Source organism: Streptomyces niveiscabiei, assembly GCF_033794345.1.
Taxonomy (GTDB): Bacteria; Actinomycetota; Actinomycetes; order Streptomycetales; family Streptomycetaceae; genus Streptomyces; species Streptomyces niveiscabiei.
The window spans coordinates 1-21711 of record NZ_JARAYJ010000010.1; the positions used below are offsets into that span (position 1 = coordinate 1).

Genomic DNA, 21711 nt, shown 5'->3' on the forward strand with positions numbered 1-21711 from the left:
CCCCGCACCCACTCCACCCCCCTGCCGTAGCTGCGGGCAGTCGTGCCGCTAGGGGCGGCACGGGTGGGCGCAGCGGCACCCCGCAAGCGCGGGCAAGCGACAACGCCCCTACCTCAGCCCCCCACACACCCGCACCCACCCACACCCCCTCCCCCACAGCCCTCCCCTGGGGCGCGGCCACCCTCGCGGCCGGCCTGGCCGTGGAGGCGTACGCGGCCCGCACCACCTCCACCCCCCTCACCCTCCCCGCCGGCCTCCCCACGGGCCCCGCCGCGGTCCTCCTCGGCTGGACCCTCACCGCCCTGGGCCTGGCCCTGGCGGGCCCCGGCCTCACCCACCTCTGCGGCAGACTCCTCCAGACCTTCCGCCCCGGAGCCCTGCGCCTCCTCGCGGGCAGGGGCCTCATGGAGGAGTCGGCGAGAATCGGCCGCCCCCTGGGCATCCTGTGCGCGGTCCTCTCCGGCGCCTACACGATGGCCACCCTGAACGGCGACAGACCGACCGGCCCCCTCTCCACCCTGGGCGTCCTGCTGGTCACCGGCTGCGCCCTGGGCACCCTCCTCACCGCGGCCGTGGAGTCCCGCCAGTCGAGGGCGGACACGACAGCGGCCCTCCTGAGACTGGGCGCCCCGGCGAAGACGCTCCGCACGGCGGCAGCCGTACGCACAGCCGCCCTCCTCCTGGTCTTCGCCCCCCTCACCCTCGCGGTGGCCCAACTGGCCACCCTCCCCCTCGCGACCTGAACCCGGCCCCCTGAAAATTCGTACGAAAAAAATCCCGGACCACCGATGAGTAACCCGCACCCCCGGGGTCTACCTACCGAACACGACGGACCGACACCGATGGAGACCCCGAGATGACCACCCCCGCGTACCAGCAGATGATCTTCATCAACCTCCCCGTGGCGGACCTCGCCGCGTCGAAGGAGTTCTTCACGGGCCTGGGCTACGCCCTGAACCCCCAGTTCAGCGACGACAACGCGGCCTCGGTGGTGATCAGCGACACGATCGTGGCGATGCTCCTGGCGAAGCCGTTCTACGCGACGTTCACGAAGAAGGAGATCGCGGACGCCACGAAGACCAGCGAGGTCATGCTCGCGCTGAGCGCGGAGAGCCGCGCCGCCGTGGACACCCTGGTGGACCGGGCCCTGGAACTGGGCGCGACGGAGCCGAGGGACCCCCAGGACATGGAGGGCTTCATGTACGGCAGGGCCTTCGACGACCTGGACGGCCACACGTGGGAGGTCATCTGGATGGACCCGTCGGCGATCGAGGGCTGACGAGACCTGCCTAGCATGGGCGGGTGGACCAGACACCCGCCCATCAGTACGACAGCGCCCAGCCGTACGACGGCGTACGCGACCGCGAGATCGAATCCCTGGCGGAGTTCGACGAGGTGATCGCCGAGTCCGGCACCCTGGCGAGATACCGCGTCCAGGCGGTGGACCTGACGGCGCGTACGCCGGCGCTCCTGACGGCCGACGCGACCGGCGCCGTCTTCCTGGGCTGCCCGATGACCCCGGAGGCGGACGCGCACGTGAGGTCGGCGGGCGCCCTGGTGTTCCCCCCGGTCCCTGGCCTCCCGTTCGACCCGTACCGGGGCCTCCTGTACACCCCGGACGAGCTGTTCGAGGGCTTGGCGGACGGCTACGAGCACACCCCCGACGCCCGGACGTACGCGTGGTTCCAGCAGACGAAGGCGGACGGCGACATCTTCGCGTCGATGCTCCGCTCGGTGCACGACGACGCCGTCTCGGACGCCCTGGACGAACTCCTCGTCGGCGCAAGGGTGGTGGGAGTGATGGGGGGCCACGCGATGGCGCGCGGCACGGACGAGTACGCCGGCGCCGCGCGCCTGGGCCGCACGCTGGCCCGAGCGGGCCTGACCGTCGCGACGGGCGGCGGCCCGGGCGCGATGGAGGCGGCGAACCTGGGCGCGTACGCGGCCCCGTTCGAGGACGCCATGCTGGAGGAGGCGCTCCAACTCCTGGCGAAGGCACCGACGTTCACCCCGTCGGTGACCGAGTGGGCGTCGGCGGCGTTCGAGGTACGGGGCCGGTACCCCGGCGGTGGGCCGTCGGTGGGCATCCCGACCTGGTTCTACGGCCACGAGCCGCCGAACGCGTTCGCCGCTCACACGGCGAAGTACTTCTCCAACGCCACCCGCGAGGACGGCCTGTTGGCGCGCTGCACGGCGGGCGTGGTGTTCCTGCCGGGCGCCGCCGGGACCGTACAGGAGATCTTCGACAACTCGACGCCGAACTACTACGAGTCGCGGGGTGAGCCGAGGCCGATGGTGCTGGTCGACGAGGCGCACTGGACCAGGCGCCTGCCCGCCTGGCCGCTGTTGGAGGCGCTGGCGAAGGACAGGGCGATGGCGGCGCGGATCACGCTCGTGGACCGTATCGAGGACGCGCCGGGAGCTTTGAAACGCGCGGGTAATTAATAAGCGAGCAAAGCCGTGGGTCAAATGGGATGCGCGCGTTGACACTTCTTATGGCGCGCTTATACACCTGTGAGCCTCAAGGGGATGCTGATGCGCCCCGCGCGGGCTCATCCCCCCTACAGCCCCCCGCAGTTGTGCCTCCCGCAAAGGACAAACGTGTCCATATCCCGCCGCACCGCCGCTCGTTCGGCTCGAATGCTCGGCGTAGCCGCCGCTTCCGCGGCCGTCGTCCTCTCCGCGTCCACGAGCGCACTCGCCTGCACCATCCAGGACTTCTCCGCCGCCGCGTCCTGCGACGGCGACAAGGGCGTCATCACCGTCAAGGACGTGGACGCCACGGGGGTGACCGCCACGGTCACCGTCTACCTGGAGAACAACGGCAGCGACCTCCGCAAGGTCGGAGAGCAGCCGGTGAAGGGCAGCCTGACCGGCACGACCGTCACCTTCACCGAGGACTGGAAGCCGAACGCGGAGTACCGCGTCCACGTCAAGGCCGGCGACCTCGTGAACGAGGACATCAGCCCCAACCTCACGACGCCCTCCAAGGCGTGCAAGGCGGAGGAGTCGCCCTCCCCGTCGCCGTCCCCCTCGGAGTCGGACGCCTCCCCGAGCCCGTCCCCCTCCGCGTCCCCGTCCACCCCGCAGCCGTCGCCCACCCCCGGCGACAGCAGCACCCCGCCCGCCCCCGCGAACAACGCCCCCACGCCCGCGGTCGGCGACTCCCACCTCGCGGAGACCGGCGCGAACTCCAACACCGGCCTGATCGCCGGCATCGCCGCGGTCCTGGTCGTCATCGGCGGCGGCGCGATCTTCTTCGGCATGCGCAGGAAGGGCAGCAGCAACCGCTGACGCCAGGCATGTCGACGGGCCCGCCGCTCGAGTGGCGGGCCCGTCCCCACAGTTGCCGCCCCCTCCGCCTCACCCCATGCTCGCCCGCTCCAGCCAGTACTCCAGCACCCGCCGCTCCCCCACCACGTCCACCGCGTCCAACGGCAGCCGCCGGTAGAACGCGAGCATCACGTCGGCGAGCGGCCCCCGCATCACCACGTCCGCCTTCTCGTGCCCCCGCCGCCAGGTCACCCCGTCGGCCCCCCACTCCACGATCCACTCGGCCCCCGGCACATCGGTCGCGTGCAGATGCAGGCTCCCCCGCGAGGCCGCCTCCCGCAGTTCCTCGGCGGCGATGTGCGGCATGTTCCGCTGCACCCACACGACGATCTCCAGCCACTCGTCGAGCGTGTCGGCGGCGACCTCGGGCACGACGCCGTACGGCACCCCGGCGGCGAACGCCGCGTCGGCGCCGTGCACGGTCAGTTCGTGCGCCATACGCCGCGCCCAGAACCCGGCGTCCCACCGGTCCGCCCAGGCCCACACCCGCGCCTTCGCCCCGGCGTCCCGCAGCGCCGCCACGACCCCGCGCCCGGTCTCCTCCAGCCACGCCCCGAGCGCCCCGGCGTCGCCCGCGAACTCGGGCGCGGCGACCTCGGGCAGCCGTTCCTCGGACCGTGTCCGCACCATCCGCTCGACCCACCCGAGCGCGCCCCCGACATGCCGCAGCAGATCCTCGACGGACCACTCCGGACAGGTCGGCACGGCGGCCCCGAGGTCCACCCCGGACCCGGCCACGGCCCTCAACTCCCCGACCCGCAGGGCGATCTCGTCGCAGTAACGGTCGTGCGAAAGAAGCGTCATGCCTCGACGCTAGACCGATTCGTCCCCGCCGAGAACGACCACTTCGGCCGCGTCGAACCCCACTCCGACGACATCCCCGACCCCCGGAGCCTCCCGCAGCGCCACCGCCGCCTCCAGCCGGGGCGCGTCCCCCTCGGGTGCCAACTGCACCGAAACGTGCGTCCCCTTGAACGTCCGTCCGACGACGACGCACCGCGGCCCCTCCCCGATCCGCACCCCGGCGGCCCGCACCAGCACGTCCCGCTCCCCCTGCGCCGACCCGGCGGGCACCGGCACCTTCCCCCACGGCGTGAGCGCGAACTCCCCCTCGACGGAAGCCGGTACGACGTTCTCGAAGCCGAGGAACCGCGCGACGAACGCGTCGGCGGGCCGCTGCCACACGTCGAGCGGCGTACCGGACTGGGCGATCCGCCCGTCCCGCATCACGACGACCCGGTCGGCGAGGGCGAACGCCTCCCCCTGGTCGTGCGTGACGGCGAGCACGGTCGTCCCCAACCCCCCGAACAGCTCCCGCAGTTCGACGACGAGCCGCTCCCGCAGCGACCGGTCCAGCTGCCCCAACGGCTCGTCCAGCATGAGCAGCCGTGGCCGAGGAGCCAGCGCCCGCGCCAGCGCGACCCGCTGCTGCTCGCCCCCGGACAACGCCCCGACGGCCCGCCGCCCGGCCCCCGGCAGCCCGACGAGGTCGAGCAACTCCTCGACCCGCGACGCCTGTTCCCCCCGCGAGGCACCATGCATCCGCAGCCCGAACGCGACGTTCCCGGCGACATCCCGCTGCGGAAACAGCTGATGGTCCTGGAACATCAGCCCCACTTCCCGCCGATGCGCCGGCACCCCGCCCTGGTCCTTCCCCCCGAGCGACACCCGCCCGGCGTCGAGGGACTGAAGCCCGGCGACCACCCGCAGCAACGTCGACTTCCCGCTCCCGCTGGGCCCGAGCACACACACCACCTCGTGCTCCCCGACCTCCAGATCGACGGCGTCCAGCACGGCCCGCCCCCCGAACCGCACGGTCGCGCCCTCAAGCCTCAGCACCTAGAACTCCCCGTTCCGAAGCATCACAGCTCCCCGCTCCGCTCGGTCCGCAGCCGCTCCAGCACCAGCAGAGCCACCGCGCACACCAGCATCAGGATCGTCGAAAGGGCCATCGCCTGCCCGTAGTTGAGCTCCCCGGCCCGCCCCAGCAGCCGCGCCACGGCGACGGGCAGCGTGGGGTTGTCGGGCCGCGCGATGAACACGGTCGCCCCGAACTCCCCGAGCGACACGGCGAACGCGAACCCGGCGGCGACGAGCAACGCCCGCCGCACCAAAGGGAGATCGACCTCCCGCCACACCCGCCACGGCGACGCCCCGAGCACGGCGGCGGCCTCCCGCAGCCGCTGGTCCACCGCCCGCAGCACCGGCAGCATCGTCCGCACCACGAACGGCACCCCCACGAGCGCCTGCGCGAGCGGCACCAGCAGCCACGAACTCCGCAGATCCAGCGGCGGTTCGTCGAGCGAGATCAGGAACCCGAACCCGACGGTCACCGCCGACACCCCGAGCGGCAGCATCAGCAGCGCGTCGAACCCCCGCACCAGCCGCCCCGCGTCACGCCGGGCGAGCGCGGCGGCGGCGAGTCCCCCGATCAGCACGGCGATCCCGGTCGCGACGACCGCGTACTCCAGCGAGTTGCCGATCGCCTCGATCGGCGGCACCAGGAAGACGTTCCCGTCGTCGGAGGTGAGCGCCCGGTAGTACGCGAAGTCCGTTCCCCCGAGGGAGCGTTGGACCAGGACGGCGAGGGGGAGGACAAGAAGGAGGGCGATCGTCATCAACACCCCGGCCAGCAGCGCCCATTGGCCGAGGCCGCGCGGCCTGCGCGCCGTCAGCGACGCGTCCACCAGCCGCAGCGCGCTCTCCCGCCGCCGTACGGTCCACGCGTGCACGGCGAGGATCGCCCCCACCGCCGCGAACTGGACGACCGTAAGCACAGCGGCCGTCGACAGGTCGAAGATCTCGGACGTCTGCCGGTAGATCTCGACCTCCAGGGTCGAGAACGTCGGCCCGCCGAGGATCTGCACGACCCCGAACGACGTGAACGTGAACAGGAACACCATCAGCGCGGCAGCCGCGACGGCCGGCCCGAGCGCGGGCAGCGTGACTCCGGCGAACGCCCGCAGCCGCGACGCCCCCAGCACCCGCGCCGCCTCCTCCTGCCGCGGGTCGAGCTGGGCCCAGAGCCCGCCGACGGTCCGCACGACGACCGCGTAGTTGAAGAAGACGTGCGCCAGCAGGATCGCCCACACGGTCGTGTCCAGCCGTACGCCCCACAGCTCGTCGGTGAGGCCGCCCCGGCCCACGAGCGCCAGGAACGCCGTACCGACGACGACCGTCGGCAGCACGAACGGGACGGTGACGACCGCGCGCAGCACGCCGCGGCCGGGGAAGTCGAGGCGGGCGAAGACGTACGCGCCCGGCAGGGCGATCAGCAGGGTCAGCGCGGTGGACGCGAGGGCCTGCCAGGTCGTGAACCACAGGACGTGCCGGATGTCGGACTGGCCGAGGACGTCCCCCAGCCGGCCGAGGTGCCAGGTGCCGTCCGCGTGCAGGCCGCGCAGCAGGATCGCGACGACCGGGTAGGCGAAGAAGATCCCGAAGAACGCGAGCGGCAGGGCCATCAGGCCCAGCCGGACTACTTGAGGACGAGAGAGGCCCACGTCTTGACCCAGTCGTCACGCTCGGCGGCGATCTTCGCCGGGGCCATGGTCGCGGGGGACTTCGCGGCGGGGCCGAACTTCGTGAACTCGGCCGGGACGGCGGCCCCTTGAAGCACCGGGTACACGAACATGTTCAGCGGCATGTCCTGCTGGAACTCCCGGCCGATCAGGAAGTCGATCAGCGCCTTGCCGCCCGCCGTGTTCTTCGCGTTGCTGAGCAGCCCGGCGAACTCGACCTGCCGGAAACAGGTGCCCTCGGCGACCCCGGTCGGCGCGGTCGCCGGCTTCGGGTCGGCGTAGATCACCTCGGCGGGCGGGGAGGAGGCGTACGACACGACGAGCGGCCGGTCCCCCTTGGCCTTCCTGCCGCCGGCCGACCCCGAGAACGCCTCGTTGTACGCCTGGTCCCAGCCGTCGACGACCTCGACGCCGTTCGCCTTCAGCTTCTTCCAGTAGCCCTGCCAGCCGTCGTCCCCGTACTTCGCGGCCGTCCCCAGCAGGAAGCCCAGGCCCGGGGAGGAGGTGGAGACGTTCTCGGTGACCAGCAGGTTCTTGTACTCGGGCTTGATCAGGTCGTCGTACGACGCCGGCGGCGCGAGCTTGTGGTCGGCGAAGTACTTCTTGTCGTAGTTGACGCAGATGTCGCCGTAGTCGATGGGCGTGACCCGGTGCTTTCCGGCGTCGAGCTGGAACTCCTCGCCGACCTGCGCGAGGCCCTTCGCCTCGTACGGCTGGAAGAGGCCGTTGTCGAGGGCGCGGGACAGGAGGGTGTTGTCGACGCCGAAGAAGACGTCGCCCTGCGGGTTGTCCTTCGTCAGGATCGCCTTGTTGACGGCCTGCCCGGCGTCGCCGTCGGTCAGGACCTTGACCTGGTAGCCGGAGGTCTTCTCGAAGGCGGCGAGGACGGGCTTGGAGACGGCCCACGAGCTGTGGCTGACGAGGGTGACGGTCTTGGAGCCGGAGGAGGTCTGATTATCAGACCCCTCGGACGATGATCCGCACGCGGACAGCGCGACCATGCCGAGACCCACGGCGACGACGACGAACTTCTTCACGGTGATGACCGAACTTCCTACCCAGAATGACCTGGGCGAGGTTCAGAGGGTCTGCGGCCCGTTCGCCGCACTCTCAGCGCTGTCGCGCTCCCCTGTCGGATATATGACTGCTACATGACTGTACGACTACGAGCTTACCGTTCGGTAGCGGCGAGCTGTCCACACGCCCCGTCGATCTCCTGCCCCCGGGTGTCCCGGACGGTGACCGGCACGCCGTGCGCCGCGATGGCCTCCACGAACGCCTTCTCGTCCTCGGGCCGCGACGCGGTCCACTTCGACCCCGGCGTCGGATTGAGCGGGATCAGATTGACGTGCACGGGCTTCCCCCGCAGCAGCCGCCCCAGCCGGTCCCCGCGCCACCCCTGGTCGTTGATGTCCCGGATCAGCGCGTACTCGATCGACAGCCGCCGCCCCGACTTCTCCACGTACTCGAACCCGGCGTCCAGCACCTCGCGGACCTTCCACCGGGTGTTGACGGGTACGAGGGTGTCGCGCAGCTCGTCGTCGGGCGCGTGCAGCGAGATCGCGAGCCGGCACTTGAGCCCCTCGTCCGCGAACCGGTTGATCGCCGGGACGAGCCCGACGGTCGACACGGTGATCCCGCGCTGCGAGAGCCCGAGCCCGTCGGGGTTCGGGTCGGTGAGCGCGCGAATGGCACCGACGACGCGCTTGTAGTTGGCGAGCGGCTCGCCCATCCCCATGAAGACGATGTTGGACAGCCGCGCCGGCCCTCCGGGCACCTCTCCGTCCCGGAGTGCCCGCATCCCGTCCACGATCTGGTGCACGATCTCGGCGGTGGACAGGTTCCGGTCCAGCCCTGCCTGCCCCGTCGCGCAGAACGGGCAGTTCATCCCGCACCCGGCCTGCGAGCTGATGCACATCGTCACCCGGTCCGGGTACCGCATCAGCACCGACTCGACGAGCGTCCCGTCGAACATCCGCCACAGCGTCTTGCGGGTGGCCCCCTCGTCGGTGGACAGATGCCGCACGACACTCATCAGCTCAGGAAACAGCGCTTCCTGAAGCTTCCCCCGAGACCCCGCCGGAATATCGGTCCACTCCGCCGGGTCGTGCGCGTACCGCGCGAAGTAGTGCTGCGAAAGCTGCTTCGCGCGAAACGGCTTCTCCCCGATCTCCGCGACGGCCGCTTTCCGCTCGGCGGGCGAGAGGTCGGCAAGATGCCGCGGCGGCTTCTGGGCTCCGCGGGGGGCGGCGAACGTCAGCTCGCCGGGAACTGGACGTGCCACGGTCGTACAACTCCTCAAGACGACACGGTCCGGCACCCCCGCGTCAGCGGGTACGACGGCTGGGCCATGCCCAGGCCAGGAGACCTCACCGGACCACCCCGCAGAGCCGCGGGGACGAACGAAGAGCCCGCGGCCTGATGCCACGAGCCCTTCCAGTGTCGCAGACGCGGGAGAGTGCCTCAGCTCGTGACCAAGTCGATCAGGCCGTCGATCAGATCGAAGACCCGCCTGAGCCGCGACGCCTTCCTCCGGTGCTTCCACCCGCAGTACCTCTTCCGGAACCGCCGCCCGTTCTGCGGGACGGGCTCACCGCAGTACTCGCACGGCAGCTCCCCGTACCCCCGTCTCCCCCACGCCATGCGCGGCACCCTACGCAAAGAGCCCCCGCCCGGGAAGGGCGAGGGCTCCACGCATCGCGAGGGGTCAGCCGGAGCCGACGAACAACACCAGCAACGACCACACCACCGGCGCCGTCGGCAGCAGGGAGTCCAGCCGGTCCATGATGCCGCCATGGCCCGGCAGAAGCGTGCCCATGTCCTTGATGCCCAGGTCCCGCTTGATCATCGACTCGCCCAGGTCACCCAGCGTCGCACTCGCGGCGACCGCGAGGCCGAGGAGGAGGCCCTGCCACCAGGTGCCGTCCTCGATGACGTACTGCATGAGCAGGGCGCCCGCGACCATGGCGAACGTGACCGCTCCGAACAGGCCCTCGCGGGTCTTGCCGGGGCTGATGCGGGGCGCGAGCTTGTGCTTGCCGAAGCGCCAGCCGACGGCGTACGCCCCCGTGTCGCTGACGACCGTCAGGACCAGGAAGACGAGCACCCGGCGGTGCCCGTCGCCGGCGGTGAGCATCAGCGCGACGAACGTGGCCAGGAAGGGCACGTAGAACGCGGCGAAGACCCCGGCGGTGACGTCCTTGAGGTATCCCTCGGGAGGTTCCGTCATCCGCCAGACCAGCACCGCGAGGGCCGTGAGCGCCATGGCGACCCAGGCCCCCTCGGGCCCCCGTACGTACCCGGCGACGACCATCGCCGCACCGCCGACGGCGAGCGGCACCAGCGGCGCCTTGATCCCCTTGCGTTCCTGGAGCCGACTGGTCAGCTCCCACAGCCCGACGACGACGGCGACCGCTATCACCCCGACGAACACGGCCTTGACGATGAACAGCGAGGCGACGATCACCACCCCGAGTCCGACCCCGACCCCTATGGCCGCGCCCAGATCACGCCCCGCGCTCTTCTTCTGCGGCGCGGGCTGCCGCTCGTCGGCCATGGGCTCCGGATTCTGCGGCACCGCCGCCTGGGGCTGCGCCGACGGGTTCTCGTCGTGGGGCACGATGGGCATGGGGCGAGTCTGCTGCGCCTGCGGCGCATCGTACGCGGGACCCGCCGGAGCGCCCCCCCAATACCCGGCCTGCCCGGACTGTGGCGGCGCCCCCCAGGAAGAGTCGTTCATCAGACTTCGAGCAGCTCCGCTTCTTTGTGCTTGAGCAGCTCGTCCACCTGAGCGACGTACTTCGCGGTCAGGTCGTCGAGCTCCTTCTCCGCGCGGCGGACCTCGTCCTCGCCGGACTCCTTGTCCTTGACGAGCTTGTCGAGGGTGTCCTTGGCCTTGCGGCGCACGGCGCGGATGGAGACCCGGGAGTCCTCGGCCTTGCCGCGCGCGACCTTGATGTAGTCGCGGCGCCGCTCCTCGGTCAACTCGGGGAAGTTGACGCGGATGATGTTGCCGTCGTTGCTGGGGTTGACCCCGAGGTCGGAGTCCCGGATCGCCTGCTCGATGTTGCGCAGCGCCGTCTTGTCGAACGGGGTGACGACGGCCATGCGCGGCTCCGGCACGGAGAACGAGGCCAGCTGGTTGATCGGCGTCGGTGCCCCGTAGTACTCGGCCACGATCTTGTTGAACATCGCCGGGTGCGCACGGCCGGTGCGGATCGCGGCGAAGTCCTCCTTGGCGACCACGACGGCCTTCTCCATCTTCTCCTCGGCTTCGAGGAGGGTCTCTTCGATCACCACTTGCTCCTGCGTGTCTTGAGTAGGCCCGGCTGCGGGTGCCTGTCGGCGGCGGCCGGCTGCGTCGCGTCTTCTTCCTGCACGGTTCCCGACCGGCAGGACATTGTCCATCCCCCGGTCAGGCCCGGGTGTCCTGGTCACCCACCAGAGTGCCGATCTTCTCACCCTTGACGGCGCGCGCGATATTGCCCTCGGCCAGCAGCTCGAAGACGAGGATGGGCAGCTTGTTGTCGCGGCACAGCGTGATGGCGGTGGCGTCGGCGACCTTGAGGTCGCGGGTGATGACGTCGCCGTAGCCGAGCGCGTCGAACTTGACCGCGTCCGGGTTGGTCTTCGGGTCGGAGTCGTAGACCCCGTCGACGCCGTTCTTGCCCATGAGGAGCGCCTCGGCGTCGATCTCCAGGGCGCGCTGGGCGGCGGTGGTGTCGGTGGAGAAGTACGGCATGCCCATGCCCGCGCCGAAGATGACGACGCGGCCCTTCTCCAGGTGGCGCACGGCGCGCAGCGGGATGTACGGCTCGGCGACCTGGCCCATCGTGATGGCGGTCTGGACCCGGCTGTCGATGCCCTCCTTCTCCAGGAAGTCCTGGAGGGCGAGGCAGTTCATGACGGTGCCGAGCATGCCCATGTAGTCCGAGCGGGCCCGGTCCATGCCGCGGACCTGGAGTTCGGCGCCCCGGAAGAAGTTGCCGCCGCCGATGACGACGGCGATCTGCGCGCCGTCGCGGACGACCGCGGCGATCTCACGGGCGATCTTGTGCACCACGTCGGGGTCCACACCCAGGCCGCCGCCACCGGCGAACGCCTCGCCGGACAGCTTCAGCATGAACCGGCCGCGTACCTTGCCGTCGTCGCTCTTCTGGGTCATGGGTGATCCCGTCTCTTTCACGTGGTGCACATACGAAGAAGGCCACTGCCGGTGGGATGTGTTCGCAACCCGTGCGCGGCAATGGCCTCCTTGTCAGATCTGCGGTCGTCCGTCACGCGCACCCGACCTTATCGGGATCGGGTGCTCGTCGCGGTACGGACTCAGATGCCGACCTTGATGCGCGTGAAGCGCTTCAGGGTGACACCGGCCTCGTCCAGGACCTTCTGGACGGACTTCTTGTTGTCCAGCGCGTAGGGCTGGCCGAGCAGCGTGGCGTCCTTGAAGAAGCCGTTCACGCGACCCTCGACGATCTTGGCGATCGCGGCCTCGGGCTTGCCCTCGGCGCGGGTGGTCTCCTCGGCGATACGGCGCTCCGACTCGACGATCTCGGCCGGGACGTCGTCCTTGGTGAGGTACTTCGGCGCGAACGCGGCGATGTGCTGCGCGACGCCCTTGGCGACCTCGGCGTTCGGCTTGTCCAGCTCGACGAGGACACCGATCTGCGGCGGCAGGTCGGGCATCGTGCGGTGCATGTACGCGAGGACGAAGCCGTCGCTGTACTGCGCGAAGCGGTCGAGGACGATCTTCTCGCCGAGGTTGGCGTTGGCCTCGTCGACGAACGCCTGGACGGTCTTGCCGGCCTCGATCTCGGAGCCGAGCAGGGCGGCGAGGTCGGCCGGGGACGTCTTGACGACGTGCTCGGCGATCTGCTGCGCGACGGCCTGGAACTTCTCGCCCTTGGCGACGAAGTCGGTCTCGCACTTCAGCTCGACGAGGACGCCGGAGGAGTTGTCGTCCGCGATGATCGAGACCACGGCGCCGTTCTCGGCGGAGCGGCCCTCGCGCTTGGCGACGCCCTTCTGGCCCTTGATGCGCAGCGCCTCGACGGCCTTCTCGACGTTGCCGTCGGCCTCGTCCAGGGCCTTCTTGCAGTCCATCATGCCGGCACCGGTGAGCTCGCGGAGCTTCTTGACGTCGGCGGCGGTGTAGTTCGCCATGAGTCGTTAAGTCTTTCTCGAAGTCTGGAAGATCTACCCGGTCCCGGCCTACGTGTAGCGGTGGCGCGGGACCTGCGGGTGAACGGCGGGGGCGACTCGGATGTCGTCGCCCCCGCCGTCAACGCTGACGGTGGCGGATCAGGCCTGCTCGGCCTCGGCGGCCGGGGCCTCGACCTCGGCGGCGGCCTCGGCGACCGGGGCCTCCTCGGCCGGAGCCTCGGCGGCGGGGGTCTCGGCGGCGGGCGCCTCGTCGGCCTTCTTCTCGCCCTCGAGCAGGTCGCGCTCCCAGGCGGCGAGCGGCTCGGCGGCGGCCTTGTCACCCTTGTCGCCGGTGTTGACGCCGGAACGGGAGATGAGGCCCTCGGCGACGGCGTCGGCGATGACGCGGGTGAGCAGGGTGACGGAGCGGATCGCGTCGTCGTTGCCCGGGATCTTGTAGTCGACCTCGTCGGGGTCGCAGTTGGTGTCGAGGATCGCGACGACCGGGATGTTCAGCTTGCGCGCCTCGCCGACGGCGATGTGCTCCTTCTTGGTGTCCACGATCCAGACGGCGCTGGGAACCTTGGACATCTCGCGGATACCGCCGAGGGTCTTCTCCAGCTTGGCCTTCTCGCGCGAGAGCACGAGGAGTTCCTTCTTGGTGAGACCGGACGCGGCGACGTCCTCGAAGTCGATGAGCTCAAGCTCCTTCAGACGCTGGAGGCGCTTGTAGACGGTCGAGAAGTTGGTGAGCATGCCGCCCAGCCAGCGCTGGTTGACGTACGGCATGCCGACGCGGGTCGCCTGCTCGGCGATGGCCTCCTGCGCCTGCTTCTTCGTGCCGACGAACATGACCGTGCCGCCGTGGGCGACGGTCTCCTTGACGAACTCGTAGGCGCGGTCGATGTACGACAGCGACTGGAGCAGGTCGATGATGTAGATGCCGTTGCGCTCGGTGAAGATGAAGCGCTTCATCTTCGGGTTCCAGCGACGGGTCTGGTGACCGAAGTGGACGCCGCTCTCCAGCAGCTCCCGCATCGTGACGACGGCCATGGCCGCACTCCTAGTTTTCTCGGTTGTGCCGCGGAAACCGGACGGTTCCCGCGCCTGACGCCCGCGATGCGCCGAGCCACGAGGACCGAGAGGCGCAGAGTACGGACCGTTTCCGGCCCCGTACCGGGGCGTGCGAAGTCGACCCGGTGACCCGGATCGCCGCTAAAAGTGTACGGGACGCGTACACCCCCGGATGACGCCGCTGTCCACAACCGGGGAGTACTCCACAGGCGTGAACACGGACGACCGCCGAGGACGACGCTCCACTCATGCAGAAAACCCTCTACGCCCTGCTGCTCCTGCTCCCCCCGGCCACCACCTGGCCGGTAACCCCCCACCCCCCGATCCTCCGCCCCTACACCCCGCCCCCGACCCCCTACACGGCCGGCCACCGAGGCGTCGACCTCTCCACACCCCCGGGCACCCCGGTACGAGCGGTCTCCCGAGCCACGGTGACCTTCGCCGGCCGCGTGGCAGGCAGAGGAGTAATCACCCTGCGACTCACCGCAACAGGCCTCCACACAACCTACGAACCGGTCCACCCCACGGTCTCCAAGGGCGACAAGGTCGAGGAGGGCCAGCTCATCGGCAAGGTGGAACCCGACGGAACCCACTGCACGATCCCCTGCCTCCACTGGGGCCTGAAACAGGGAAACACCTACCTCAACCCTCTCTCCCTCCTCCCCCGAACCCCGCCAAGACTGCTCCCCTACCTGGACACCCCCCGCAGCACCATCCCCACCGCGGCCTCGGCAACCGCCCCAGGATCCTCGACCCCCAGCTCGATGCGCCGCACAGCGGAATCCACCACGCCCTGAACCAGCATCGCCGCCAGCCGGGGCTCAGCGTGTCCGAGTTCCGCCAGCGCCTCGACGATCATCGCGACCAGCCCCCCGTGCGCGGCCCGGATCTTCTCCCGGGCCCCCGCGTCCAGCTCACTCGCCGAGATGGCGACCACAGCCCGATGCCGCCGGTCCCCGACCAGCTCCAACTGCTTGCGCACATACGCCTCGACCTTCCCCGCACCCCCCCGAGCCGCCCCCATGGCCACCTCGACCTCAGCGGCCCACACCGGGAAGTCGACCTCGCACAACTCCTCGACGACAGCCGCCCGGGACCGGAAGTACTCGTACACGGACGACCGCGCGAGCCCCGTCCGCTCGGCGAGCGCCGGAAACGTCAGCGCCTCCGTCCCCCCTTCGGACAACAGGGACCGAGCCGCGTCCAACAGGGCGGCTCGCTGCATCGACCGGTGCTCGGCCACGGAGGCCGCTCGAATCCTTGGCACGGCATCCACTGTACGGACGAGCCGCCCGGCACGGGAGTCTCACCTCCCGAACCCGGCCAGCTTCGCCCGCAGCTGGAGCACCGACTTCGTGTGGATCTGGCTGACCCGGCTCTCGGTCACCCCGAGCACGTTCCCGATCTCCGCGAGCGTGAGCCCCTCGTAGTAGTAGAGGGTCACGACGGTCTTCTCCCGGTCGGGCAGCGTGTTGATGGCCCGCGCCAGGAACCTCCGCAGCTCCCGGTCCTCGGCGACCTCGACGGGGTTGTCGGCGGCGTGGTCCTCCAGCGTGTCCACGAAGCTGAGCCCGTCCCCGTTCTCGCTGCCGACGTGCAGCAGTTCGTCGAGCGCGACGACGTTGGCCAGCGACAGCTGACTGAACACGGCGTGCAGATCCTCGACGGCGATCCCCAGCTCCGCCGCCACCTCCTGCTCGCTCGGCGTCCGCCTGAGCCGCGCCTCCAGCGTCGCGTACGCCCGCTCCACGTTCCGCGCCTTCTGCCGCACGGACCGCGGAATCCAGTCCAGCGCCCGCAGTTCGTCGATCATCGCCCCCCGGATCCGGGTGATGGCGTACGTCTCGAACTTGATCTCCCGCCCGACGTCGAACTTCTCGATCGCGTCGATCAGCCCGAAGATCCCGGACGACACGAAGTCCGCCTGCTCCACATTGGGCGGCAGCCCGACGCTCACCCGTCCCGCCACGTATTTCACGAGGGGCGAGTAGTGCAGGATGAGCTGCTCCCGCAGCCGTTCGTCCCCCGTCTCCTTGTACGACCGCCACAGCTCGTCGAGCGTCGAGGGAGCGGGCCGCACGCTGCCGCCGTCCCGGGCGGCTGGGGGGCCGGCCGTCCGGTCGGACCCGGAGGTGTGCTGGGGCATTCGTCGCCTTGTGCCGTTCTGCCGTGAGTACGTGAGGTAGGAGTGCCTACAGCCGGTCTGTGCCGGAATCCTCGTGAGCGTAGCGTGACAAAGGTGTCGCGGTGTGCGAAGAACGAGCCCCGGACGGTGCGCAGATACGTTCACTCTCCCGTCCCCCAGGGCTCCGCCCGGCACTCGTGTGATCTGTCGCGTCCGTCAACTGCCGGAATTCCCAAGGGGTTACGCGTTCCCTCGGACGGCCGAACCACGGGCCTCACCGCCCGCTCCGGGGGCCCCGAACGGACATCACCGCCTGGCGTGTCAACTTCCAGTTCTCGCCGTGTCGTTCGACGTACCCGAGCGCCCGCAGTTCGTACAGCCGGGCGACGGCGTCGTCCCGGGAGGTCAACGCGGCCCGCGCGATCTCCACGACACCGGCGGCACGGTTGCCCGGCAGCGCGTCCAGCACCTGTGCCGTGGCCGCGCCCAGCAGATCCCGGGGCAGCACGGGCCCTCTCCTCTCCGGCCCCAGCTCCCCCATCTCCCCCACCAGCTCCACGACATCGGCGGCGTCCGTCACCACCTGCCCCTGCCCGCGCAGCAGTTCGTGCACCCCCGCCGACAACGCGCTCGTCACCGGCCCCGGCACCCCCATCGTGTACCGCCCCAGCCGCAGCGCGGCCCGGGCCGTCACCAGCGACCCACTGCGCACGGCCGCTTCCACGACCACGGTCCCCCGCGTCAACGCAGCGATCACCCGGTTCCTGAGCACGAACCGGCTCGGCGTCGGGTGCGCTCCCGGCGGCAACTCCCCCACCACCAGCCCCTGCTCGGCGATCCGCTCGATCAACTCGGCGTGCCCGCGCGGATAGGCCCGGTCGACCCCGCAGGCCAGCACCGCGACGGTCGCCCCACCGACGCCGAGCGCCCCGCGATGAGCGGCCCCGTCGACCCCGTAAGCACCCCCGGACACAACGACCCACCCCCGCTCGGCCAGCCCCGCCCCCATGGCGGCCCCCACATGAGCCCCGTACTCCGTGCAGGCCCGAGCCCCCACCACGGCCACCGACCGCAAAGCCCACACCCTCAGACTCGCCCGCCCCCGCACCCACAGCCCCAACGGCCGCGCGTCCCCCAACTCGTCCAGCGTCGAAGGCCACTCCCCCTCCCCCGGACACACGAACCGAGCCCCCACCCCCCGAGCCACCTCAAGATCCCGCTCCCCATCAGCCTCCAGGGCCCGCCCCCGCATCCCACTCCACCGCCGCTCACCAACCCCCTCCGGCACACCGCCACCCCACCGAACCCACCGAGCCGCCTCCACAGCCCCGACCCCCCGAACCCACCGCCCCCCGACCTCATCCCCAGGCTCGACAACCCGCCCAAGAAACACCCGAGCAACCCGCTCTTCCTCGTCCACCCACAGCTCCTTCCGAGAGGGGCCGCGCACCGCACCTCGGTACGCGGCCCGACCACATGCGTCAGGTCAGCGCGCCGATCGCCATCGGCACCCCGCGCGGTACCCCGGTCCGCAGTTGCAGCGCCAGGGCGACATCGGCCGTGTCGGGGCGGTCGTGGCCGACGAGGTCGGCGACCGTCCAGGCGACCCGCAGGACGCGGTCGACGCCCCGGGCGGTGAGCACACCGCGTTCGAGCCCCCGCTCGGCCTCGTCCATCGCACCGGGCACCGCCTGCCAGCGGCTGCGCAGCTCCCGGCCGGGGACCTCGCTGTTGGTCCGCCACGGCGTGCCGGCCAGCCGGGCCGCCGCGCGCTCCCGGGCGGCCAGCACCCGCGCGGCGACCGTCGCCGTGGACTCCCCGCCGGGCCCGCGGTACGCCAGTTCGGCGCGGCTGACGGGGTCCACCTCGACCCTCAGGTCGACCCGGTCGAGGAGCGGCCCGGAGAGCCGGGCCTGGTAGCGGCGGATCACGGAGGGCGGGCACTCGCACAGCGTGTCCCGCTGCGAGAACCTCCCGCAGGGGCACGGGTTCGCCGCCAGCACCATGAGGAAGCGCGCCGGGAACCGCACCACGCCGGCGCTGCGGGCGATCACCACATGCCCCGCCTCCAGGGGCTGTCGGAGGGCGTCGAGCGCGGTGCTGTTGAACTCCGGGGCCTCGTCGAGAAAAAGCACCCCGCGATGGGCCAGGGACACCGCTCCCGGCCGGGCGATGCCAGGGCCGCCTCCGACGAGCGCCTGCATCGTGGCCGAGTGGTGCGGGGCGCAGTAGGGGGCCACGTCGACGAGCGGCTTGCCCGGCGGCAGCAGTCCGGCCACCGAGTGGACGGCCGTGACCTCCAGGGAGTCCTCCCGCCCGAGCGGGGGCAGCACGGCCGGCAGCCGCTCCGCCAGCATGGTCTTGCCGGCTCCTGGCGGACCCTCCAGAAACAGGTGGTGGCCACCGGCCGCCGAGACCTCCACGGCCGTACGGGCCGAGAGCTGGCCCACGACGTCGGCGAGGTCGTGGCCCTGGTCCTGCTGGGCCGCGCCCATGCTGTGGATGCCGGTGGCCGCGCCCGTCCCGGGCACCCGCAGGCCCGCCAGCAGCGGATCGGGCCGCCCCGCCTCGTCCGGCTCCTCCTCGGGCACCGGCTCGTCCGCGAGGACGGCGATGAGCTGGCGCAGACTGCGCACCCCGAGCACGGACACCCCGGGGACCAGCGACGCCTCCGCCGCCGCGCACTCCGGGACGACGACCTGCTGGTACCCCGCCTCTGCGGCGGCCAGCACGGCGGGCAGGATGCCCCGCACGGGACGCACCCGCCCGTCCAGCCCCAGCTCGCCGATCATCACGATGTCGGCCAGCACCCTCGGATCGATCCGCTCCGCCGCGCCGAGCACCGCGCAGGCGACGGCGAGATCGAAGCCGGAGCCCGCCTTGGGCACCGACGCCGGGCTGAGCCCGACCGTGAGCTTCTTCTGCGGCCACTCGCCACCCGAGTTGACGACAGCCGCCCGCACCCGGTCCCGGCTCTCCGTCAGGCTCTTGTCCGGCAGCCCCACCAACGTGAACGCCGCCACCCCCGGCTCCAGGTCCGCCTGGACCTCGACGACGACTCCCTCGACCCCCACCAGGGCCACGGAACACGTGCGTGCGAACCCCATCTCAGGCCACCCCCCGCACGTGCTCGACGACGGCGGCCCCGCGCCGGGGCAGGAGCACGGCGACGACGTCGATGCGGACGCCCCCGGGCGGGGCGCCGCCGTGGGTGTGGAGCCAGTGTTCGGCGAGGCCGCGCAGGCGGTCCGCCTTCTGGGGGGTGACCCCGGCGAGGGGGTGCTGGAAGGGTCCGTCCCGCCGTGTCTTCACCTCGCAGACGACCAGGACGTCCCCGTCCCGCGCCACGATGTCGATCTCACCGGCCCGGCCGGAGCGCCAGTTGCGCTCCAGGACCGTCATCCCGGCGTCGGCCAGCCGCCGCGCGGCCAGCTCCTCGCCGTACTCTCCGACTGCCTTGCGTGCCAGATCCGTGTTCATGTCGGCACCACCTCCGGCACCGACGATCACGCACCCGGCGAGACCGAAAGGATCTTGGTGGACAAGCCGGGACCTGGGGAAAACTCCGTCACCCGTACAGGTGACGTACTCAGTTCCCCGGCAGTTCCAGATCGCTCTTGTTCAACTCCTCGATGTTCACGTCCTTGAACGTCAACACCCGGACCTGCTTCACGAACCGAGCCGGCCGGTACATGTCCCACACCCAGGCATCCGCCATGGACACCTCGAAGAACACCTCACCCTGGACCGAGTGCACCTGCATCTCGTAGTCGTTGGTGAGATAGAACCGCCGCTCCGTCTCAATCACATACTTGAACAACCCGACGACATCGCGGTACTCCCGATAGAGCTTCAGCTCCATCTCGGTCTCGTACTTTTCGAGGTCCTCGGCGCTCATGGCATGTTCCCCTTCAGCCGTGCGGTCCCACCATTGTGCGCCAGTCCCGCGCGCCCCTAGACGATTTCCGTGTCAAGGGTCACGGGCCTGGGCGGGGGCCCTTCGTCGAGCAGCCGGCGCAGCAGCTCGGCAAGTCTGGTCGGATACACCGTCTCATGCGACCGGCCCAGTTCCCGACAGGTCCACCACCTCGCACCGGCGACACTGCGCCGCTCCAGCTCGGTGAGGGCCGTGGCACGGGTCACGGTCGTCGTCGTACGCGCGAGGTAGTACCACTCGTCCTGGTCCCACCGCCGCCCCGCGAAGGGGAACGAGCACACCCGCCGCCACAGCACGGGCCCGAGCCGCACATCCCTGATCCCGGTCTCCTCGACGAGTTCCCGCAGGGCGGCGTCCTCACGGCTCTCCCCGTCCTCGACACCCCCGCCGGGCGTGAACCACCAGTCGTTCCCGGGATCGTCGGGCTCGTGCCCGTGCAGCAGCAGAACCCGGTCCTCGGGATCGAGCAGCACGACACGGGCGACCTTCCGCAACACCCCCGAGCCGAACGCCTCAGCCGCACCGGACACCCCGCCCACACCAGCCCCCTCAGCCACGCCGGACGCTCCGCCCACACCAGCCCCTTCGGCCACGCCGGACGCCCCGCCTGCACCAGCCCCCTCAGCCGCACCGGACACCCCGCTCACTCCACCCGCCCCGCCCACACCGGACGCCCCGGCCCCGTCAGGCCGCACCGGCCGCCGCCCGCGCCGTGCTCCGCCGGCGCCGCCCCACGAACCCCGCGACAGGCCCGTACGCCCCGCCCGCCAGCACCAGCACCCCGCCCACGACGATCAACCCGACGATCAACCGGACCGGCCCCGGCTGGGACAACGGCCCCAGCTCCTCGAACCCGGTCGGTTTCTTCAGCATCCCGTTCATCGGCCACACGACGGCATCCACGCGCGCCTTCACGGCGCTCCGGGCGACCGTCCCCTGCGCCGCGTCCGTGAGGTGCGCGGTGGAGTCCAGCGACCCCTGCCGCTCGTCGCCGAGGAGGAACAGCCGCCCCTGGGGCACGGTGATCGTCGGGAAGCCGGTGACCTCAGCGACCCCGTCGGCCAGATACGGCTCGGTGATCTTCTTGCCGTTGACCGTCAGCTTCCCGTCGGTGCAGCAGGCGACCGTGTCCCCGCCGACCGCGACGACCCGCTTGACGACGGCCGCGTTCTCGACCCACGTCTTGTCGTTGAAGACGACGACGTCGCCCCGCCGCACCTCGTCCCCGCCGATCTGCTCGGCGAGCACCCGGTCACCGGCCTGGATGGTGGGCGACATGGAGTTCGTCGGCACGGTGTACGGCCGGTAGACGAGGGCCGCCCAGGCGAACCCGCCCACGAACATGACGATCCCGAGGGCGACCGCCACCCCGGACAGCCTGTTCCCGAGCCGGCCCCCCGCGGGAGCCCCCGCCGAAGAAGCCTGCCCGCCACCCTGCCCGCCGCGCGGAGCCGTACGCGTCACACTCTCACCACCCATGACCCGGCACCCTACCCGGCGGTACCGAACAAGGTCAGCCCTTCCCCGAGGCCAACCGCACAACCTTGGGAAAAGGCTTTCCCTCCCACAACACACGCCCA

The 21711-nt window shown here is 71.0% G+C and carries 23 protein-coding genes and 1 pseudogene; 5 read left to right on the forward strand and 19 right to left on the reverse strand.

Features of this window, described 5'->3' with window-relative positions; genetic code table 11:
* From PV682_RS15990 to PV682_RS16005, 4 genes and pseudogenes are all read left to right on the forward strand, one after another.
* Positions 1–743 (forward strand): annotated as a pseudogene (locus PV682_RS15990) (hypothetical protein); the annotation flags it as partial.
* Between the two features lie 113 nt (positions 744–856).
* The gene (locus tag PV682_RS15995; protein ID WP_319730224.1) at positions 857–1279 is read left to right on the forward strand and encodes a VOC family protein; all 423 of its coding nucleotides are present in this window, start codon (positions 857–859) and stop codon (positions 1277–1279) included.
* Positions 1280–1302: 23 nt separating this feature from the next.
* Complete coding sequence (locus PV682_RS16000) at positions 1303–2445, forward strand: LOG family protein (protein ID WP_319730225.1); 1143 nt, start codon at positions 1303–1305, stop codon at positions 2443–2445.
* 156 nt (positions 2446–2601) lie between these two features.
* Complete coding sequence (locus PV682_RS16005; protein WP_319730227.1) at positions 2602–3294, forward strand: LAETG motif-containing sortase-dependent surface protein; 693 nt, start codon at positions 2602–2604, stop codon at positions 3292–3294.
* A 69-nt stretch (positions 3295–3363) separates the two neighbouring features.
* Here PV682_RS16005 and PV682_RS16010 read toward each other — a convergent pair whose 3' ends face one another.
* The 11 genes from PV682_RS16010 to rpsB form a co-directional block, all read right to left on the reverse strand.
* Positions 3364–4137: a maleylpyruvate isomerase family mycothiol-dependent enzyme gene (locus tag PV682_RS16010; protein ID WP_319730228.1), complete on the reverse strand. Its 774-nt coding sequence runs from the start codon at positions 4135–4137 to the stop codon at positions 3364–3366.
* Between the two features lie 9 nt (positions 4138–4146).
* On the reverse strand, positions 4147–5172 hold the full coding sequence (locus PV682_RS16015; RefSeq protein ID WP_319730231.1) for an ABC transporter ATP-binding protein: 1026 nt from the start codon (positions 5170–5172) through the stop codon (positions 4147–4149).
* Between the two features lie 23 nt (positions 5173–5195).
* On the reverse strand, positions 5196–6797 hold the full coding sequence (locus PV682_RS16020) for an ABC transporter permease (RefSeq protein WP_319730234.1): 1602 nt from the start codon (positions 6795–6797) through the stop codon (positions 5196–5198).
* 14 nt (positions 6798–6811) lie between these two features.
* Positions 6812–7855, reverse strand: a complete 1044-nt coding sequence (locus tag PV682_RS16025) for a thiamine ABC transporter substrate-binding protein (protein WP_319730618.1) — start codon at positions 7853–7855, stop codon at positions 6812–6814.
* Positions 7856–8025: 170 nt separating this feature from the next.
* Complete coding sequence (gene rlmN, locus PV682_RS16030; protein ID WP_319730237.1) at positions 8026–9138, reverse strand: 23S rRNA (adenine(2503)-C(2))-methyltransferase RlmN; 1113 nt, start codon at positions 9136–9138, stop codon at positions 8026–8028.
* A 179-nt stretch (positions 9139–9317) separates the two neighbouring features.
* Positions 9318–9497 (reverse strand): hypothetical protein, encoded by a 180-nt coding sequence (locus PV682_RS16035; RefSeq protein WP_319730240.1) that lies wholly within the window; start codon positions 9495–9497, stop codon positions 9318–9320.
* Positions 9498–9561: 64 nt separating this feature from the next.
* Complete coding sequence (locus PV682_RS16040) at positions 9562–10593, reverse strand: phosphatidate cytidylyltransferase (RefSeq protein ID WP_319730242.1); 1032 nt, start codon at positions 10591–10593, stop codon at positions 9562–9564.
* On the reverse strand, positions 10593–11150 hold the full coding sequence (frr, locus tag PV682_RS16045; protein ID WP_055720515.1) for a ribosome recycling factor: 558 nt from the start codon (positions 11148–11150) through the stop codon (positions 10593–10595). The genes PV682_RS16040 and frr overlap by 1 nt, the downstream gene beginning before the upstream one ends.
* Before the next feature lie 118 nt (positions 11151–11268).
* Positions 11269–12018, reverse strand: coding sequence for a UMP kinase (pyrH, locus tag PV682_RS16050; RefSeq protein WP_055720510.1), 750 nt, complete (start codon positions 12016–12018; stop codon positions 11269–11271).
* A gap of 161 nt (positions 12019–12179) precedes the next feature.
* Positions 12180–13016 carry a translation elongation factor Ts gene (tsf, locus tag PV682_RS16055; RefSeq protein ID WP_319730246.1) on the reverse strand — a complete coding sequence of 279 codons (837 nt, stop codon included), beginning with the start codon at positions 13014–13016 and terminating at the stop codon, positions 12180–12182.
* Between the two features lie 138 nt (positions 13017–13154).
* Positions 13155–14048 (reverse strand): 30S ribosomal protein S2, encoded by an 894-nt coding sequence (rpsB, locus tag PV682_RS16060; RefSeq protein WP_319730248.1) that lies wholly within the window; start codon positions 14046–14048, stop codon positions 13155–13157.
* Positions 14049–14317: 269 nt separating this feature from the next.
* On the opposite strand from rpsB, the gene PV682_RS16065 reads away from it, so the two are divergent.
* Entirely contained in the window at positions 14318–14866 is a 549-nt protein-coding gene (locus PV682_RS16065) for a M23 family metallopeptidase (RefSeq protein WP_319730250.1), read from the forward strand.
* On the opposite strand, the gene PV682_RS16070 is transcribed toward PV682_RS16065, so the two are convergent.
* The 8 genes from PV682_RS16070 to lepB all read right to left on the reverse strand — a co-directional run bounded on the left by PV682_RS16070 (position 14758) and on the right by lepB (position 21610).
* Positions 14758–15312 carry a TetR/AcrR family transcriptional regulator gene (locus PV682_RS16070; protein ID WP_319730620.1) on the reverse strand — a complete coding sequence of 185 codons (555 nt, stop codon included), beginning with the start codon at positions 15310–15312 and terminating at the stop codon, positions 14758–14760. The genes PV682_RS16065 and PV682_RS16070 overlap by 109 nt on opposite strands.
* Positions 15313–15375: 63 nt before the next feature.
* A complete protein-coding gene (gene whiG, locus PV682_RS16075; protein ID WP_319730252.1) occupies positions 15376–16215 on the reverse strand; it encodes an RNA polymerase sigma factor WhiG in 840 nt (279 codons plus the stop codon).
* A gap of 253 nt (positions 16216–16468) precedes the next feature.
* Positions 16469–17620, reverse strand: coding sequence for a DNA-processing protein DprA (dprA, locus tag PV682_RS16080; RefSeq protein ID WP_407705694.1), 1152 nt, complete (start codon positions 17618–17620; stop codon positions 16469–16471).
* Between the two features lie 55 nt (positions 17621–17675).
* Positions 17676–19301 (reverse strand): YifB family Mg chelatase-like AAA ATPase, encoded by a 1626-nt coding sequence (locus PV682_RS16085; protein WP_319730256.1) that lies wholly within the window; start codon positions 19299–19301, stop codon positions 17676–17678.
* Position 19302: 1 nt separating this feature from the next.
* Positions 19303–19704, reverse strand: coding sequence for a YraN family protein (locus PV682_RS16090; protein WP_319730258.1), 402 nt, complete (start codon positions 19702–19704; stop codon positions 19303–19305).
* Positions 19705–19783: 79 nt separating this feature from the next.
* Positions 19784–20092 (reverse strand): DUF2469 domain-containing protein, encoded by a 309-nt coding sequence (locus PV682_RS16095; protein ID WP_010353840.1) that lies wholly within the window; start codon positions 20090–20092, stop codon positions 19784–19786.
* Between the two features lie 56 nt (positions 20093–20148).
* Positions 20149–20670, reverse strand: a complete 522-nt coding sequence (locus PV682_RS16100) for an NUDIX hydrolase (protein ID WP_407705695.1) — start codon at positions 20668–20670, stop codon at positions 20149–20151.
* A 145-nt stretch (positions 20671–20815) separates the two neighbouring features.
* Positions 20816–21610 carry a signal peptidase I gene (gene lepB, locus PV682_RS16105; RefSeq protein ID WP_319730261.1) on the reverse strand — a complete coding sequence of 265 codons (795 nt, stop codon included), beginning with the start codon at positions 21608–21610 and terminating at the stop codon, positions 20816–20818.
* Positions 21611–21711 lie beyond the last annotated feature (101 nt).

Bases quoted from the DNA above. Each gene is read 5' to 3' on its own strand.
- PV682_RS16025 (WP_319730618.1), bottom strand. From the start codon at position 7,855: ATGGTCGCGCTGTCCGCGTGCGGATCATCGTCCGAGGGGTCTGATAAT.
- PV682_RS16035 (WP_319730240.1), bottom strand. From the start codon at position 9,497: ATGGCGTGGGGGAGACGGGGGTACGGGGAGCTGCCGTGCGAGTACTGC.
- PV682_RS16065 (WP_319730250.1), top strand. From the start codon at position 14,318: ATGCAGAAAACCCTCTACGCCCTGCTGCTCCTGCTCCCCCCGGCCACC.
- PV682_RS16010 (WP_319730228.1), bottom strand. From the start codon at position 4,137: ATGACGCTTCTTTCGCACGACCGTTACTGCGACGAGATCGCCCTGCGG.
- PV682_RS15995 (WP_319730224.1), top strand. From the start codon at position 857: ATGACCACCCCCGCGTACCAGCAGATGATCTTCATCAACCTCCCCGTG.
- PV682_RS16095 (WP_010353840.1), bottom strand. From the start codon at position 20,092: ATGAGCGCCGAGGACCTCGAAAAGTACGAGACCGAGATGGAGCTGAAG.
- rpsB (WP_319730248.1), bottom strand. From the start codon at position 14,048: ATGGCCGTCGTCACGATGCGGGAGCTGCTGGAGAGCGGCGTCCACTTC.
- tsf (WP_319730246.1), bottom strand. From the start codon at position 13,016: ATGGCGAACTACACCGCCGCCGACGTCAAGAAGCTCCGCGAGCTCACC.
- PV682_RS16020 (WP_319730234.1), bottom strand. From the start codon at position 6,797: ATGGCCCTGCCGCTCGCGTTCTTCGGGATCTTCTTCGCCTACCCGGTC.
- lepB (WP_319730261.1), bottom strand. From the start codon at position 21,610: ATGGGTGGTGAGAGTGTGACGCGTACGGCTCCGCGCGGCGGGCAGGGT.
- PV682_RS16040 (WP_319730242.1), bottom strand. From the start codon at position 10,593: ATGAACGACTCTTCCTGGGGGGCGCCGCCACAGTCCGGGCAGGCCGGG.
- pyrH (WP_055720510.1), bottom strand. From the start codon at position 12,018: ATGACCCAGAAGAGCGACGACGGCAAGGTACGCGGCCGGTTCATGCTG.
- PV682_RS16085 (WP_319730256.1), bottom strand. From the start codon at position 19,301: ATGGGGTTCGCACGCACGTGTTCCGTGGCCCTGGTGGGGGTCGAGGGA.
- whiG (WP_319730252.1), bottom strand. From the start codon at position 16,215: ATGCCCCAGCACACCTCCGGGTCCGACCGGACGGCCGGCCCCCCAGCC.